Here is a 14,811-nt window from a genome sequence, read left to right as displayed (position 1 = left end):
CCCGATGAACCGACGCTCGGACTCGGCGAACGACCTGGGTGAAATCGATGCGGTGCATCATTTTCTGGGTAGGCGCACGATGCGCGCCGGGATGCCGAGGTCCTGACACAGCGCCAAAAGCCCGCTGCCGTCGATGAGCTGCAGAGGCTTGCCGTTCGCGAATTCGTAGCTGCTCGGGCCGTAGCCGCTGGTGGTGATGAGGATGCCGCTCTTCGCGCCCTCGTGCTGCATCGTGCCGTACAGATCGCGGACCGCGGTCGGGGGCACCGTCTTGTTGTACAGCTTCGCCTGGATGACGTATTTGCCTCCCCTGATCGGGGTGGGGTCGTAGGCGACGCAATCGACACCGCCGTCACCGTCAGCTCTGAAGATCTTGGTGTCGAAGCCCATGCGGTCGAACAGGTTGTGCACGAAATGCTCGAACTCCTTCGATGTGAGCTCCAGGAGATTCGGTCTCTTGTCGATCTGACTGATCACATCGACGGGGTCGATGACGCGAGGGTCTGCCATCTTGAATTCCATGACCGGCGGAACGGGTTCGAGTTCTTCCGGATGTCTCGAGACATCGGCGGCGAAGTACTTCCGGATGCACGCGACCGGATCGAGTTGATCGAGTATCAGGGTGTCGAACTGTTCGCGTGTGGCGCGGAGGGTGATCAGGCACGGTTGCACGGGCTTGCCCGTGGTGGGATCGATCGCATCCACCAGGCCGTTGAAGACGACGGTGCTGACCAGCGACAAGTCGTCGGACCCGAAGACCGAGCGCAGTGCCCGCAGAGCGATCTGCGCGACCACTGTCTGGTAGATCTTCCGGGTTTCTGCCGGAGGACGCGGCGCCGCGGTGAACTCATCCCGAGTCTTGATCCACCTGAACGACTTGTCCGCCGGAACGATCTCGGGCGTGGGGAGTCGCCACTCGAGGGCCAGGAGGGTGGATTCCGGAACGTAACCGGCACGGCGCTCGCGGGGAAAGCCGGACGGGTCCAGGACCTGGTCGATTCCCATCTGGAAGTACCGGCTGACCGCGTGCCGATCGCCGTCCCTGACCGCCGCGGCGAATGCCTCGACCTCGCGGTTGTGCCGTGAAATCTGTGCGTCGACTTCGTCTTGGCGGTGCGCCTGAGCGGCTCTTGCCTGGGATACCCGGTGCCGGCGCGCGATCTCGCCGGACCGATGTTCTTCTGCCGCCGCGGCGAAATCCCGTTCAGCAGCTTCGCGATCTCGCAGGTGACGCGCCTCGCCGCCGAAGAAGCGCCCCACCAATCCCGGCGGTGCCGGCTCGAAGTCCTGCCAGCGAGGCGTAGGCGCAGGTTGAGCGTCGGGGCCGAGAACGAGTGGCACGGTCACCGGGCGTTTCTTGAGTCTGTCCAGGTTGATCGCCGGAGATGGGGACGACAGGGAGGCTGCGAGTATCCCGGTCAGCTCAGCCACGCGCTGCTCCGCAGCAGTCGTCATCAATGACGCCCGTTCCTTGCGGCCTTGCTCGTAGGCCAGGGCTTGATCGCGTGCATGTTGCCGAGCCGCCTGATCAGCCGCGCGCTGTTGCGCCGCGATCTCTCGCCGGAGATTGTTCGATCGCGAACTCGATGACATGTCCACCCCCACGTCGATTCGTAGAGTAATCGACGCGTCACTCTGTGAACAGTTGTCACCATTCGAGGTGGGAAGCGGGTTGCGAGAAGGTTTCGACCATGTCTCCTGGCCGACTACTTGACCAGCAGGTCGAGTGACAGCCAGTCGGCCAGGTCGGTCAGCTCGTCGTCGATCGCGGTCGTCATCTTGCGGGTGAACGGGACGTCTCGGTGGATCGCGTCGACTCGCAGGACTCCCTGGGCTCGGTCGGCGGTCGCGTCGACCTTGCCCACCAGGGTGTCGCCCCACAGGATCGGGAGTGCCCAGTAACCGAAGCGGCGCTGGGCCGCCGGCTTGTACATCTCCAGGGTGTAGTCGAACTCGAACAGCTCGACCATCCGCTTGCGGTCGAAGACCAGGCGGTCCAGCGGGGACAGCAGCGCCGCCCGGCCCTCGAACCCGCCGTCGAGATAGGCCGGGTCGACCCGCCACTTGCCGCGCACGCCCTCGATGACGGCCGGCTCGCCCGCGTCACCGACGTGGTTCGGCTCGGTCGGCGTCGCTGTCGCCCGGGGGCGGGCGATGCCGAGCGCTCGCAGCCGCCGCTCGTCGCGCACCCGGTGGGCCTCCTCGGACGGGACCGGCGGGTCGTCGGGGTAGATCCGCTCGGCCAGGTCCCACAGCGGCTCGCGGCCGCGCCGGCCCGCCACCGCCACCTCGCCCCGGGCCACCATCTGGGTGAGCAGCCGGCCCACGTTGCGGTCGTTGTTCCACCCCGACGAGCGCCACGGCACGATGGTCAGGTCCGGAAAGGCGCTCGCCGGCAGGGGGTTCTCCTCGAACAACCGGTCCAGGATGTGGCGGCGGCACTCGTCGTTGGCACGCACCCAGTCCTCCACCGCGGCCTGCCACTCCTTGACCTCGCCGCGGCCCGGCCAGTCGGCCATGTCGGCGCGGAAGAGCGCGATGTCCTCGGCCGGCCGGATCAAGCCGTCGAGCTCGATCAGCTCCTGGTCGCGCAGGAGGGTGGCCAGCTCCTCCGGCGCATAGGACGAACCCAGCCGGCTCCACAGGACCAGGTCGGCGCTCGGCGCGACGGCCGCGGTCTGGTCATGTTGCAGCAGCGCCAGGTGCCGCACGACCGTCATCAGGTCGTGCGGCCGGACGCCGTCGAGGAGCTGGGCGCGCACCGCGATGCGGCGCGCGTCCACCCGGGTCAGCTGGTGGATGGCCATGCCGAAAAGGCTAATCCAGCGGTACGACAGAACCGGCGATCGCGAAGCCACCCGGCGGAATGACGACCGTGACCCCGGTGTCCGCGAGCCGGCCGCGGGCGTCGTAGCTGCGCGCGACCGTCGGGGCGGTGACCCGGCGACCGGTCCCCGCGACACTCGAATACAGCGTCACCCCCGGCATGGTCAGCGTCGAGACGAGCGGCGTGAGCAGCAGCGCGTCGAGGTCGCCGCCGCCGGTGGCGGTCAGTCCGGTCGCGCCGGCCGGCAGGTTGCGAGGCACGGCCACCGGCAACAGCATGCCCGGCGCCGCGGACACGCCCTGCGCGCCACCACCGCCATAGCGGATCGTGCCCAGACCGCGGAACGTGCTCGTGCCGCCGGGCCCGGGCACGCGGTTGACGATCGCCGCCACCAGGCTCGGCTGGGCGAGAGCGGGCACCGTCCAGGTGGCCCGGCCGTCGCCCAGCCGGACGTAGGCGCCGCCACTCCACTGCGACTCGCCGGTCCACGCGGAATCGGGGGTGACGATCGCGGCCGGCCCGGAGAGCCGTGCCGCCTCGGCCTCGACCGTGCGCTGTCCGTCCCGGCCGACCACGCCGCCGGCGGATCGGGCGAGCGCCCGCAGGTCCGGGTTCGCATCCAGGGCCAGCATGGTCAGCAACCCGTGGATGGCGGACTCGGCGCCCGAGTTCCGGTTGACCTCGCCGCTGCCGCTGACCCCGTCGTTGGTGGCGCCGGTCGCCGGGTCGTACATCACCGCGCCGGCCGGGTTCTGGCCGAAGAACCAGCCGGCCGCCACCCCGGCGAGCTGCCGCAGGCCGGGCGAGTGCGCCGCCCTGGACACGGACAGCAGCCCCTGCACGCGCGCGTCCGCGCCATAGGCGATCTGCGAGCCGTCGATCGGCGCCGGCAGCAGGCCGTTGACCGGCCCGGTCGAGGTCAGCAGCCGCGGGGTGAACGCCGCGGCGTCCGCGATGGCAGGTGCCAGCAGCCGGGGAGAACGCAGCGTGGTCGAGGCCTCGGCCAGTGCGGACGGCATCTGCGCGCCCCACGCGTGCCAGAGCGACTGCGACAGCGCCCAGGGCAGCAGGGCGCCGTACGGCCAGTCGTCCCGATCACCGCCGCCCATGCGCGCGATCCCGTCCGCGAGCCGGGCCAGCGCCACCCGTGCGGTGCGCGGCCCACCGGCCCGGACATAGGCGCTCAGGCCCAGCACCGCCTCGGAGCTGGCGTCGGCGCCGTCCACGATCAGCCAGGCCGGCACCCGCGCGCCGTCGACGATCTGGAATTCGCCGTAGCGCCCGAGCACCTGCCGGTCCAGCGCCGCGATGGCCAGGTCGAGCCGCGCCCGGACGAACGCGGCGAACGCCGGATCGGCGTCCCGGAACGCGGCGTATCCCTCGCCGAGCGCCCAGATCGTGCGGGCCAGCCAGTAGGACTCGGCCGAGTCGGACGGATCCGGCGTCTCGGTGGGCGTCGGACTCGGATTGAGGGTGCCGTCCGGCTGCATCCACAGCACCACGTTGCCCGCATTCGGTCCGGTCGCCGTCTGCAGATAGGTCAGCCCGCGCAACTGCTGATAGGCCTGATCCCGGCTGTGCCGATCGCCGAACTGCCGCCAGTGCCGCAGATAGACCACCGCGGCCCGGGAGATGTCGTCCGCGTCGAAGGCGCCCTGCCCCCAGGTGTCCGTGGCCGCGTCGTAGGCGCCGCCACCGACCCGGCGGTAGCCGCCCTCCGGCAGATCGTCGGCATAGACCCAGAGCACGCCGATCGACGGTTCCCGGTCGAGTCGGTAAGTGGTGTGGCCGGCCTGCGCGGGCGGCGTCACCGCGGCGGTCAGGAAGTCGAGGTGCGCCAGGTTGGTGAGCGGCGCCGGTGGCGCGGCGGTGGCCGGGGTGGCGGTCAGGAAGGTGGCGGCGAGCAGGGCGACGATCAAGCGCTTGATCATGATTTCTCCGATAGCCGGTCGAGCCGTGCGACGCCGATGCTGGAGTCGGCCATGCCGTAGAAGACGAACCGTTGCCCCTCGATCTCCTCGATCGCGGTCGGGAAGACCACGTTGGGCACCGCGCCGTCGCGCTCTTCCGCGAGCTGCGGCTCGAGCAGAGGCTTTTCGGTACGCGCCAGCACGCGCGCGGGATCAGCCGGATCGAGGAGCATCGCCCCGGCCGCATAGTGCACGTTCTCCTGCAGACCCCAGCCCGCGGCCTGCGTGCCGGACACGCCGTGGTGGATCAGCAGCCAGCCCTCGGGCACCCGGATCGGCGGCGGCCCGGCCCCGATCCGCAGCTCCTCGTAACCGAATTCTCCGGTGGCGACCGGCCGGTGACCGCCGAGGTGGGTCAGCGCCCGGACATCGGCCCGGACCGCGCCGGCCGGCGCATAGGAGATCCAGATGCCGGGCCGCGGATCGGTCACGCCGGCCGGCAGGTACACGTCCGAGCCGTCGGCCAGCGCGTCCAGGTTCCACATCGGACGGTGCAGGACGGCATACGCGGGACGACCGTCCGGCCCGGGCACCGGGTCTCCGAAGAGCACCACGTCCTTGTTGGCGAACAGGTTGAGGTCGGTGTCGAGCGGTTCGGCGTACTCGAAATGCAGTGGTCCCAGCCGGCGCCAGACCCGCAGATCGACCGAGACGGCCAGGGCCGGTTTCGGTCCGCCCGGACCGAACGCGGCATAGGCCATCGCATAGAGGCCGAGTGCGGAGAGCCAGGTGATCCGTGGATCCTCGACGCCGCCGTGGGTGTGCCCGCGCTCCCAGCCGGCGTCCGGGCCGAGTACCACCGAGTCGCGGCGCACGCCGACCGGCACCCCGTCCTCGACGATCACCTCGGCCAGGCCGACGCGGGACACGTTGCCCGCGGCCACCATCCGGGGGAGCAGCCAGAGCCGGCCGTCGGCGGTGCGGCCGCTGCCCGGGTTGAGCACCCCCTCGGCCTCGAACGGCGCCGCCGGATCCGGGCGCATCACCACGCCCAGCCGTTCCAGTCGATAAGGGAAGGTCATCCCTTCACTCCCGAGCCGAGGTCCGACGAGACGAAGTGCCGCTGGAAGGCCACGAACAACACCACCGCCGGTCCGGCCAGGACACACGCGCCGGCCAGGATCGCGCCGTACGGGTTGGTCGCCGCCGCCGCGACCGTGCTCATGTAGTTGGCCAGAGCCACGGCGAGCGGCTGCATGCCGGCCTCCTTGGTGACCAGGAACGGCCAGAGGAACTCGTTCCACGGGCCGATGAAGGTGAGCAGCGTGGCGGTGAGCACGGCCGGGCGCACCAGTGGAAGCGCGACGCTGCGCAGCACCCGCAACTCGCTCGCGCCGTCGATCCGGGCCGCCTCGAACAGTTCGGCCGGCAGTTGCAGGAAGAACTGCCGGAACACGAACACCGCGACCGAGTTGATCGCGAACGGCAGGATCATGCCCAGGTACGAGTCCGCCAGCCCGTACGCCCGGACGATCTGCACATAGAGCGGGATGACCAGCAGCTGGAACGGGATCACCTGGATCAGCAGCATGGCCGCGAACAGCGTGCCGCGGCCCCGGAAGCGCAGCCGGGCCAGCGCATAGCCGGCCAGCACGCCGAAGACGAGCGTGCCGGCCACCACGCCGGCGGTGAAGATGACCGAGTTGAGCAGCGACCGGCCCAGGTCGATTGCGGCGTTGATCTCCCGGTAGTTGGTGAGCCCCAGGTTGCCGGGCATCGGCAGCACGCCACCGGGCGAGGTGTCCGCCCGCTCCTGCAGCGAGCCGACGATCATGTAGTAGAACGGGAACAGGAAAAGGATCGCGCCGACCGACAGGGCGACGATGCGCTTGGTCATCCCTGCCTCCGTTCGAGCAGCCGCTGCGCACCGGCGATGAGCAGCACGCCGGCCACCAGCAGCACGCCGATCGCCGCGGCGACGTCCGGATGCCCCTGTTCGATGCCGCGCTGATACATCAGCAGCACCGGCGACGCCGACCTGCCGTTCGGGCCGCCGCCGTTGGTCAGCAGGTAGGGCTCGGTGAAGAGGTTGGCGCCGGTGATGATCGCCAGCAGGGTCACGAGGGTGGTCGCCGGGCGCACGCCGGGAATGGTCACCGCCCGGAAGCTGCGCCAGCGGGAGGCGCCGTCCACCGCGGCCGACTCGTAGAGCTCCTTGGGCACGTTCTGCAACGCGGCCAGGTAGAGCAGGATGAAGAAGCCGAGCTGCTTCCAGGTGACGTAGACGGCGATCGACGGCATCGCCCAGCGCTCGTTGATCAGCCAGGACGGCTCCGGCGCGAGGCCGCCGAGCACCTGGTTGACCAGGCCGCCCGAGCTGAACAGGAAGAGCCAGACGCCGACCACGGCGACGCTCGCGGTCACATAGGGGACATAGAAGCTGATCCGGAAGAAGGTGCGGAACGGAATCGCCGCGTTGAGGGCGCTGGCCAGCACCAGCGACAGCACCACGGTGAGCGGCACGTTGATCACCAGGAACACCAGGATGTTCAGGAAGGACTGGCGCACCGCGGGATCGCTGAGCACGGCGGTGTAGTTGTCCAGGCCGACGAACGGGCGCGGCACGCTCACCCCGGGCGCGGTGAAGATGTACTTGTGGAAGGACATCCACACCGCGAGCCCGAGCGGATAGGCGAAGACGGCCACGATGAACACCGCGTACGGCGCGCTCAGCAGCAACCCGATCGGCTGCCGGCCGAACACCTTCGAGGTCATTCGACGAGCTTGTTGATCTTGGCGGCGGCGTCGGTCAGTGACTGGTTCGGGTCCGCCTTTCCGAAGATCACCGAGTTCGACCACGCGTCCCGGAAGGCCTGCCACACCTCGACCGAGGCCGGCACGTTGGGCACCTCGACCACGTGCGCCGACTTGGCCGCGAACGCCTTGTACTGCGGGTTCTCGGTGAAGTAGCCGGCGAACTCGCTCGCCAGGTTCTGCCGCAGCGGCATCTGGCCGGTCATCTCCAGCAGCTTGCCGTCCTGCTCCTTGCCGGTGGAGAACTTCAGGAAGTCCCACGCCGTGCCGCGGTTCGCGCAGGCGGCGTAGACGGCCACGTTCTTCGCGTCGCTGAAGGTCGCCTGGTCGTCGGCCGCCCCGGCGGTGGTGGGCAGCGAGACCGCACCCCACTCGACCTTGTCCTCATAGGCCGCGATGGCCCACGGCCCGACACTGGACATGGCCGCGGTGCCGTCGGCGAACGAGTCGCCGTTGTAGGCCTCCTTGCCGGCCAGGTTCTGCGCGTACAGCTGCTGCCAGAAGCCGGCGACCGCCTTGCCCGCGTCGGAGTCGAAGGTGGCCTTCTTGTCCACCACGAGTTGCTTGCCGCCGCTCTCCGCGGCGTACATCGGGTAGAAGTCGAACCAGGACTGGAAGAACTGGCTGGACGGCGACGGGTAGATCGCGTACTTGGCGGCGCCGCTCGACACGATCTTCTGCGCTGTGGCCAGGAACTCGGCGTAGGTGCCCAGCGGGGGAGCGGTGGTGCTCAGCCCGGCCTTCGCGAAGATCTTCTTGTTGTAGAAGAGCATCACCGGGTTGGCCTTCCACGGCAGCTGATAGAGCTTGCCGTCCGGCGACTTGTACTGGTCGCCCTGCGCGCCGGACCGGGTGCTGACATAGCTCGCGCCGTCGGCGAAGTCGTCCAGCGGCACCAGCCCGCCCATCGCCTGGAAGTTCGGCACCGCGGCCGGCGAGGTGTTGTAGATCAGGCAGGGCGCGTTGCCCGCCGTGATCGCGGCCGAGATCACCGCCTCGGACGTCTGGCCGGCCGGGATCTCCTGTGCGGTGACCTTCTCGTCGGGGTGGGCGGTGTTCCAGGCGTCCACGACCTGTTTGCCCCAGGCCACCTCCTGCTCGTTGTTGGAGAGCCAGACGTTGATCGGGCCGCGGGCCTGGGCGGCGTCCGCGCCCGAGGAGGCGTCGTCGCTGCCGCAGGCCGCGACGGAGAGCAACAGGGTCAGGGCGGCGAGCCCGGCGAGCGGCATGCGTGACTTCATCGTCTTCTCCCTTGAAGGCGATTGGGCACGGCAATGCCGGCGCGCGGCGGAGTGCACGCGAGCGAAGGGGAGAGCCGTGCGAATCGGAAGCGGCGGAGGGCGGCACCAGCTGCGAGCTACGCCGGGGTCCGGGGCGCGATCTTCGCAGCCTACGCCCGCACGGCGCGGTCGGCAGGGCAGAGAAAGGCCGGGGTGACCGCGTCACCCCGGCTCATCGCCCTCGAACGTGCCTAGTGGAACGCGCCGTCCCGGACCTCGACCAGCTTTCCGCCGTGCTCGATCCCGAACGCCCCGGCCAGGCCTCCGCTCGACGCGTAGAGCTTGCCGCCGGCGAATTCCAGCCCGGTCGGCATGGTGACCTGGGCGTGCGTGACCCGGCCGTGCTGGATCCGGGTCAACCGGCCGACCGACGAGGGGTCGAAGTCCGGCGGCGGCGGGCCCGGCGGGAAGCCGAACAGCACCTCGGAGGCATAGATTGTGCCGCGCGGGGTGACCGCGACGCCGGTCAGCGACGTGAAGCCGCGCCACACCCGCAGCACCCGGCCGGTGCGACCGTCCAGCTTCCACACGGCCGACGCGCCGGGCTGTTCCGCGCCGAGCGTCGACACGTAGACGTCATCGCCCACCACGGCGAGCCCGGTCGGCACCGAGTCGCAGCCGACCGTGCCGGGGTTGGCCTGCGCCCCCTCGGCCAGACATTCCGGCGTCCGGGGATTCGGCGGGACAAAGAACGTCGAGATCTTTCCGGTACGCGGATTCACGCGCAACACATCGTTGGCGCCGCCGTCCGCGATCAGCAGCCCCCATTTCGTGGCGATCATGCTGAATGGATTGGACAGGGCGTCGTACGGCACCCCCTCGTCATTGAATTGCACCTGTCCGTCCGGATTGCGCTTCAGTTCGTAGGCCATCAGATCGGCGAGAACGCGAACGTGCTTCCCGTTCCGGTCCGCGACCAGCACCGAGGCCGGGGGATAGGGGCCCGGTTCCGGCGGTGGCCCCTCGTCCGGCCCGGCGCCGCCACCCTGGACCACATAGATCTTGTCGCCGAAGGAGGCGACCCCGGCCGGGCCGGCCAGGCCGGTGATGAGCGTGCGCGTGATCCCCGACCGCAGGTCCACCGCGGTGATCTCGCCGGCGTCGGACTCGGTGATCAGGGCGCGCTTCGAGGACAGGATGTCGAGGCCGAAAGGTCCGTCCAATCCGGTCGCGATGGTGCGGACCGGTTGTCGGGAATGTCCGCCGGAGGCGTGCGCCGGCGCACTGGCCAGCACCGTCAAAGCACTCGTTCCGATGACGGCCAACGTTCTTACCGCATGGTGGAGTTTCATCCGTCCTCCGAATTCGAATCGGATGTTCACCCTCAACCTAGAAAGCGCGGATGAGGGGGACAAGCCACCGATCGGATGGTCGGAACCGCGCATTCATAGGTGCTACTCAGGTGCGTTCGGCCGACCCTGCGGGTGGTCGCCGCCGGTCAGTTGTGGCGCAGCAGGTGGAGCAGCAGATCCCAGAAGCCGGGGAAGCGGATCGCGCTCGGCTCGCCGGCCGGCAGCAGCCACGCCTCCCAGTCGTCCCAGGAGTTGCGCACCGACGGGTTGAGCGCATAGACGTCGTCGGCGCCGCCGATGTGGACCAGGCCGGGCGGGGTGGTCATGTACTGCAGTGCGACGAACTCGGTGTCGGTGACCCGCACCAGGTCGGACACCACCCGGTCGGGCAGCGACGGGTGATGCTCGGACAGCCGGTCGACGTCCGCGGCCCGGAACATCGAGGCGCCGTCCGGGCCGGCGTGCGGCCAGCCGTCGACCAGCTCGAAGAAGCGGCGGTAGCCGGGCGGCAACCGGCGGCCGATGCGCTGCTCGAGCGCCTGGACGTCGGCGCAGCTCGCGGCGCGGCGGCCGAGGATCACCTCGCGGAACCGGAAGTCGGAGGCGGACAGCTCCGCGGCGATGATGTGGGCGGGCTGGTCGGCGGAACCGGGCGTCATGTCGCTCAGGCTAGGCGTCGCACCGGCCCACGACCATCCACTGTGTACGACCTGACAGCAGGTCTGCGCGAACGTTCGCGCACGGCAGGTGCGTTTGGCGTGGCTCGACGAGGTCGGCGGCTCGTCGGACACCCTCACGGTCCGCTGACGATGTCGATGTCGTCGACGTAGCCGCGGAACAGGCCGGTGTTCGCGGGCTGGTCGTAGCCGACGCGGATCTGGTCGATCGTGCCGCCGGCCAGGGCGCCGATGCCGACCCGCACGAGGTTCCACTGGTTCGGCACCAGGCGTCCGCCCTGCCCCTGGAACCGGGGGTGGGCCCGGACGCCGAACTGGTCCACCGCGCCGGAGTCGCGCAGGCTGCGCCCGTCGGTGAGGAACAGGTCGAGCGCGACCGAGGTGCCGTTCGGATAGGTCGGGTGGATCCAGTACGTCAGCGTGGTGTCCGCGGCGATCGGGATGTGCACGTCGAACAGCCGGTTGTAGGAGTAGGACCCGGCGGCGCTCAGGTCGTTGCCGGAGTACATCAGCGCGTAGGTGCCGCCGTGCGCGGTCTCGGCGCGGCGACCGGACTCCATCGCGGTCAGCCCGCAGCAGAAACCGCCCACGTTGAGGCTGCCCACGACGCTGTCGGTCCAGGTCAGCGGGGGAGCGGCGTCGCCGAAGTCCGCCAGGAACAGCGGCCAGCTCCGGCCGGCTCCGAGCGCCGGGCGGAGCCCGGAATACCAGACGTTGGCCATCTTGACGTAGCCGGCGTCGGTCGGGTGGATCTGGTCCGGGCCGGTGTCCGAGGGCAACAGCGAGTGATAGAAGTCGACCAGGTGGACCTTGTGGCCGGCCGCCGCCTCGGCTTGGGCGATGCCCGGGAGTTGCGCGTTGAAGGCCTGCGCCCGGCTGTCGTTGGTGGCGTTGCCGGACCGCACCAGCGTGGAGAAGACCACGGTCGCGGTCGGCCGGGCCGCCACGATCTGCTGGATCAGCGCGCGCAGCCGGGCCGGCGCGTTCGGCAGGTCGGTGTTCTGGATCATGTCGTTGGTGCCGACGTTGAGCAGCACCACGTCCGGCCGGGCGGCGGCCAGCCACGCGTCGGCGCTCGCGGCGACCTGGTCGATCCGGAAGCCCGGGTGCCCCTCGTTGTCGCCGTCGGCCATCGTGCCCGAGCGCTGCGAGCCGACGAAGTCGATGGCGATCCCGGCGTCGCCGGCGAGGTGCTTGCGCAGCTCCTCGCGGTAGCCGTTGCCGTCCGAGGACGAGGTGCCCCAGGTGATCGAGGCGCCCAGGGGCATGACGCGCACCGGCTCGGCCGCCCGGGCGGGGTCGGCCGAGCCGAGAACGGACAGCGCGAGCAGTGCGGCGATGGTGGCCGCCAGCGTCTTCATATCGAAGATCGTCCATCAATGGCGACCAAAAGCCAACTACCCGCAGTCGCCGGCGATGCGGCCGGAGACCTCGTTCGGCGCGCCGAAGTCGGACACCGTGGCACTGTTGCCCGAGCAGGTCAGCGTGCCGATCACCGCACTGCCGGCCAGGATCGGACCATATCCGCCGGCCAGCCGGGTGAACCGCTCGTTCGCCGACACCTGGGTGTTGCCGCTGATCGTCAGCGCGCCGCGGAACGTGCTGCCGGCGACGGTCACGTCCCGGGTGGTGCCGACGATCCGGGTCGCGCCAGTGACCGTGGTGCCGAACAGCTGCACGGCCTCGGCGCCGTTCGCGACCAGCGTGCCGCTGACCTTGCTGTCCTTCGCCACCACGGAGGCGCCGTTGCGGACCGTCACGGTGCCGCGGACGTCGGCGCCGGTGAGGCAGGTGACGCCCCGGGCCGCGATCACCCCGGCCACCCGCCCGGTCAGCGTGGTCGTGCAGGCCGGCGAGGCGCCCGGCAGGACGGTGGCGCGGTAGCTGCCGGCCGGCCCGGCGTTGCCCGCCGGGTCGATCGCCCGGTGCTCGACCTCGTGCGTGCCGAAGCCGGGCACGAAGCCGCCGGACGGGTGGTCGTCCGGCAGGGTCTGCTCGAACGCCGCCCGGGACAGCCCGCCGGTGCCCAGGTTGCCGTAGGTCAGTGCCTTGACCACCGTGCCGGAGTGACTGAAGTGGAACGGCGACTCGGGCATCGGCCGCTCCGGGAACCCGAAGTAGTTGAACCAGCCGTCGTGGTCCAGCCGCAGCTGCCCGACGACGTACCGCTGCCGGTCGTAGCCCTCCTGGTCGTCCTGCGGCGCGAGCCACATGTCCCAGCCGTCGAAGTAGACCGGGTGCTCGACGCTGCCGGGCAGCGTGGTCAGCGGCGTGGACAGGGTGCGCGGCGCGGTCGGCAGGGCGTTGTCGACGGTCCAGCTGATCTGGTCGGAGACACCGCCCGGGTCGGCCGGGTCGGTCACGCCGGCGGTCAGCCGATGGGTGCCGGGCTCGAGATTCCGAGAGCCGAGATCGAGGGTACGGCTGTTGCGGGTGCCGCCGATCGGCTTGCCGTCGAGCGCCCATTTCACGGTGACGATCCGGTCGGCCGGGTGGTTGGTCTCGACGAAGACGATCTCGTCACCGGCGACCGGCTGGGTGGTCGGCGTCGCCGCGGTGATCTCGGCGGCCGGGGCGGACGGCACGGCGCGGGTGTCGCCCACCGTCCACTGCCGCGTCTGCACGAAGCGGGGGCCGTTGAAGCCGGAGTCGGCGGCCGCGTTGTTCGTGGACGGGTTGCGTACCCAATCGATGCCGTCGGGCCCGACCGGATCACGCACCTCGAGGCCGACGGTCGTGCCCGCGGCCAGGCGCAGCGGGGCCAGGTCGAGGTGCTGACCGGTGCCGACCACCGCGCCGCCCGCCGTCCAGGTGTAGCGCAGCTCGTGGAAGCGCGGCCGGCCCGCCTCGGCCCAGAGCACGCCGTCGCGCGCCACCGTGCCGGGTGGGGTGCTAAGGACGTTCAGCCGGCCCTCGTTGCGCATGCCGGTGATCCGGGCGACCATGTTCTCCCGGCCGATCTGGTCCAGGTCGAAGCCGAGCCACCGCATCATCGAGTGCTCGCTGGGCCGGCGCTGACCACACGGATAGGTGCCGCCGCCCTCGTGCAGCCCGATCCGCCCGCCGGACAGGCTCTCCTCGCCCAGCCACCGGAACCACTTGGCCTGGGCGGCGATCATCTGCTGCTCGTCGGTGAAGACGGTGTGGTGGAAGCTGCTCGGCTCGGGCCCGGTGTAACAGGGCCGCACCACGTCCCGCGAGCTGTACGGATATTCGTCGGCCAGGGTGCCGAGCGAGTGGCCGAGCTCGTGCAGCGAGATCAGCGGGCCCTGCGGCGAGCCGCCCGACGTGGTCGCGCTGGTGCCGCCGATGCCGCCGTAGGTGAAGGTGTTGAAGACGGCCAGCGTCTGCAGGTTCTGCGAGGTGCGCGGGATGCCCAGCGCGGGCGCCACATAGGTGTCCAGGATCCGGTTCAGCGCCTGGTTGCCGGTCTCGCAGGGGGCCGGGCCCGGGTGGCTCTCGCAGCCGACCGGCGCGCCGCCGTAGACCACGCCGCGGGCCAGCGGGTCCGCGCAGCCGTTCTGGAAGATCATCCGAAGCGCGGTGTCCTTGCCGTCGATCGGGCCCTCCCGGACGCCGGTGTCGCGCACCGTGCCGTCCGGCGAGCGCACCCGCCCGTCCGGGTCGCACCGCACGCCGTAGTCGATCGACGCGACCTCGACGGCGTAGACGTTGATGAAGTCGCGGTAGGTGCGGAACGGCTCGGTGGCCCACATGACCGCCAGGTTGCGGTCCACGTCGCCACGGAAGAGGGCCTGCTGGTCGGCCTGGTAGCCGTCGCCCAGGATGATCAGGTTGAGGCGTTCGGCCGCCGGGCCGGTGACCTGGATCGGGTGGACCGTGGGTGCGGGCAGCTCGGCGGCGGCGGCCGAGGCCGGTGCGGCGAACAGTCCGGAGGCGAGGATCAGGACAGCGGTGGCGAACAGAGATCGCTTCACGGCACTGACCGTAGCGACGTCGCCGCGCGAGGGCTTCCGATGCCTGTCGGAAAGTCCACCGTCGCATTGCGAC

At 70.4% G+C, this 14,811-nt stretch carries 11 protein-coding genes; all 11 read right to left on the bottom strand.

Annotated elements, in window-relative coordinates; genetic code table 11:
* Nucleotides 1–57: 57 nt before the first annotated feature.
* The 11 genes from ACZ6TI_RS19510 to ACZ6TI_RS19460 all read right to left on the bottom strand — a co-directional run bounded on the left by ACZ6TI_RS19510 (nucleotide 58) and on the right by ACZ6TI_RS19460 (nucleotide 14,738).
* Entirely contained in the window at nucleotides 58–1,605 is a 1,548-nt protein-coding gene (locus ACZ6TI_RS19510; RefSeq protein ID WP_465346490.1) for a restriction endonuclease, read from the bottom strand.
* Nucleotides 1,606–1,706: 101 nt separating this feature from the next.
* The gene (locus ACZ6TI_RS19505; RefSeq protein WP_465346489.1) at nucleotides 1,707–2,807 is read right to left on the bottom strand and encodes a DNA glycosylase AlkZ-like family protein; all 1,101 of its coding nucleotides are present in this window, start codon (nucleotides 2,805–2,807) and stop codon (nucleotides 1,707–1,709) included.
* 10 nt (nucleotides 2,808–2,817) lie between these two features.
* Nucleotides 2,818–4,758 carry a hypothetical protein gene (locus tag ACZ6TI_RS19500; protein ID WP_465346488.1) on the bottom strand — a complete coding sequence of 647 codons (1,941 nt, stop codon included), beginning with the start codon at nucleotides 4,756–4,758 and terminating at the stop codon, nucleotides 2,818–2,820.
* Nucleotides 4,755–5,819, bottom strand: coding sequence for a glycoside hydrolase family 130 protein (locus ACZ6TI_RS19495; protein ID WP_465346487.1), 1,065 nt, complete (start codon nucleotides 5,817–5,819; stop codon nucleotides 4,755–4,757). The genes ACZ6TI_RS19500 and ACZ6TI_RS19495 overlap by 4 nt, the downstream gene beginning before the upstream one ends.
* Nucleotides 5,816–6,634, bottom strand: coding sequence for a carbohydrate ABC transporter permease (locus ACZ6TI_RS19490; RefSeq protein ID WP_465346486.1), 819 nt, complete (start codon nucleotides 6,632–6,634; stop codon nucleotides 5,816–5,818). Before ACZ6TI_RS19490 ends, ACZ6TI_RS19495 begins: the two co-directional genes overlap by 4 nt.
* Nucleotides 6,631–7,512, bottom strand: a complete 882-nt coding sequence (locus ACZ6TI_RS19485; protein WP_465346485.1) for a carbohydrate ABC transporter permease — start codon at nucleotides 7,510–7,512, stop codon at nucleotides 6,631–6,633. Before ACZ6TI_RS19485 ends, ACZ6TI_RS19490 begins: the two co-directional genes overlap by 4 nt.
* Entirely contained in the window at nucleotides 7,509–8,792 is a 1,284-nt protein-coding gene (locus ACZ6TI_RS19480) for an extracellular solute-binding protein (protein ID WP_465346484.1), read from the bottom strand. Before ACZ6TI_RS19480 ends, ACZ6TI_RS19485 begins: the two co-directional genes overlap by 4 nt.
* Before the next feature lie 230 nt (nucleotides 8,793–9,022).
* The gene (locus tag ACZ6TI_RS19475) at nucleotides 9,023–10,123 is read right to left on the bottom strand and encodes a ScyD/ScyE family protein (protein WP_465346483.1); all 1,101 of its coding nucleotides are present in this window, start codon (nucleotides 10,121–10,123) and stop codon (nucleotides 9,023–9,025) included.
* Between the two features lie 146 nt (nucleotides 10,124–10,269).
* The gene (locus ACZ6TI_RS19470; RefSeq protein WP_465346482.1) at nucleotides 10,270–10,782 is read right to left on the bottom strand and encodes an SMI1/KNR4 family protein; all 513 of its coding nucleotides are present in this window, start codon (nucleotides 10,780–10,782) and stop codon (nucleotides 10,270–10,272) included.
* Nucleotides 10,783–10,916: 134 nt separating this feature from the next.
* Nucleotides 10,917–12,161: an SGNH/GDSL hydrolase family protein gene (locus ACZ6TI_RS19465; protein ID WP_465346481.1), complete on the bottom strand. Its 1,245-nt coding sequence runs from the start codon at nucleotides 12,159–12,161 to the stop codon at nucleotides 10,917–10,919.
* A 36-nt stretch (nucleotides 12,162–12,197) separates the two neighbouring features.
* The gene (locus ACZ6TI_RS19460; protein WP_465346480.1) at nucleotides 12,198–14,738 is read right to left on the bottom strand and encodes a M64 family metallopeptidase; all 2,541 of its coding nucleotides are present in this window, start codon (nucleotides 14,736–14,738) and stop codon (nucleotides 12,198–12,200) included.
* Between the last annotated feature and the right edge of the window lie 73 nt (nucleotides 14,739–14,811).

It is taken from the genome of Actinoplanes sp. NPDC051388, assembly GCF_055586225.1.
The sequence above is the reverse complement of the archived record's forward strand: the minus strand, read 5'-3'. Positions and strand labels throughout refer to the sequence as shown.

What these genes read in the sequence shown, in the direction of transcription:
- ACZ6TI_RS19485 (WP_465346485.1), bottom strand. Translation starts at nt 7,512, where the DNA reads ATGACCTCGAAGGTGTTCGGCCGGCAGCCGATCGGGTTGCTGCTGAGC.
- ACZ6TI_RS19470 (WP_465346482.1), bottom strand. Translation starts at nt 10,782, where the DNA reads ATGACGCCCGGTTCCGCCGACCAGCCCGCCCACATCATCGCCGCGGAG.
- ACZ6TI_RS19465 (WP_465346481.1), bottom strand. Translation starts at nt 12,161, where the DNA reads ATGAAGACGCTGGCGGCCACCATCGCCGCACTGCTCGCGCTGTCCGTT.
- ACZ6TI_RS19480 (WP_465346484.1), bottom strand. Translation starts at nt 8,792, where the DNA reads ATGAAGTCACGCATGCCGCTCGCCGGGCTCGCCGCCCTGACCCTGTTG.
- ACZ6TI_RS19505 (WP_465346489.1), bottom strand. Translation starts at nt 2,807, where the DNA reads ATGGCCATCCACCAGCTGACCCGGGTGGACGCGCGCCGCATCGCGGTG.
- ACZ6TI_RS19490 (WP_465346486.1), bottom strand. Translation starts at nt 6,634, where the DNA reads ATGACCAAGCGCATCGTCGCCCTGTCGGTCGGCGCGATCCTTTTCCTG.
- ACZ6TI_RS19500 (WP_465346488.1), bottom strand. Translation starts at nt 4,758, where the DNA reads ATGATCAAGCGCTTGATCGTCGCCCTGCTCGCCGCCACCTTCCTGACC.
- ACZ6TI_RS19475 (WP_465346483.1), bottom strand. Translation starts at nt 10,123, where the DNA reads ATGAAACTCCACCATGCGGTAAGAACGTTGGCCGTCATCGGAACGAGT.
- ACZ6TI_RS19495 (WP_465346487.1), bottom strand. Translation starts at nt 5,819, where the DNA reads ATGACCTTCCCTTATCGACTGGAACGGCTGGGCGTGGTGATGCGCCCG.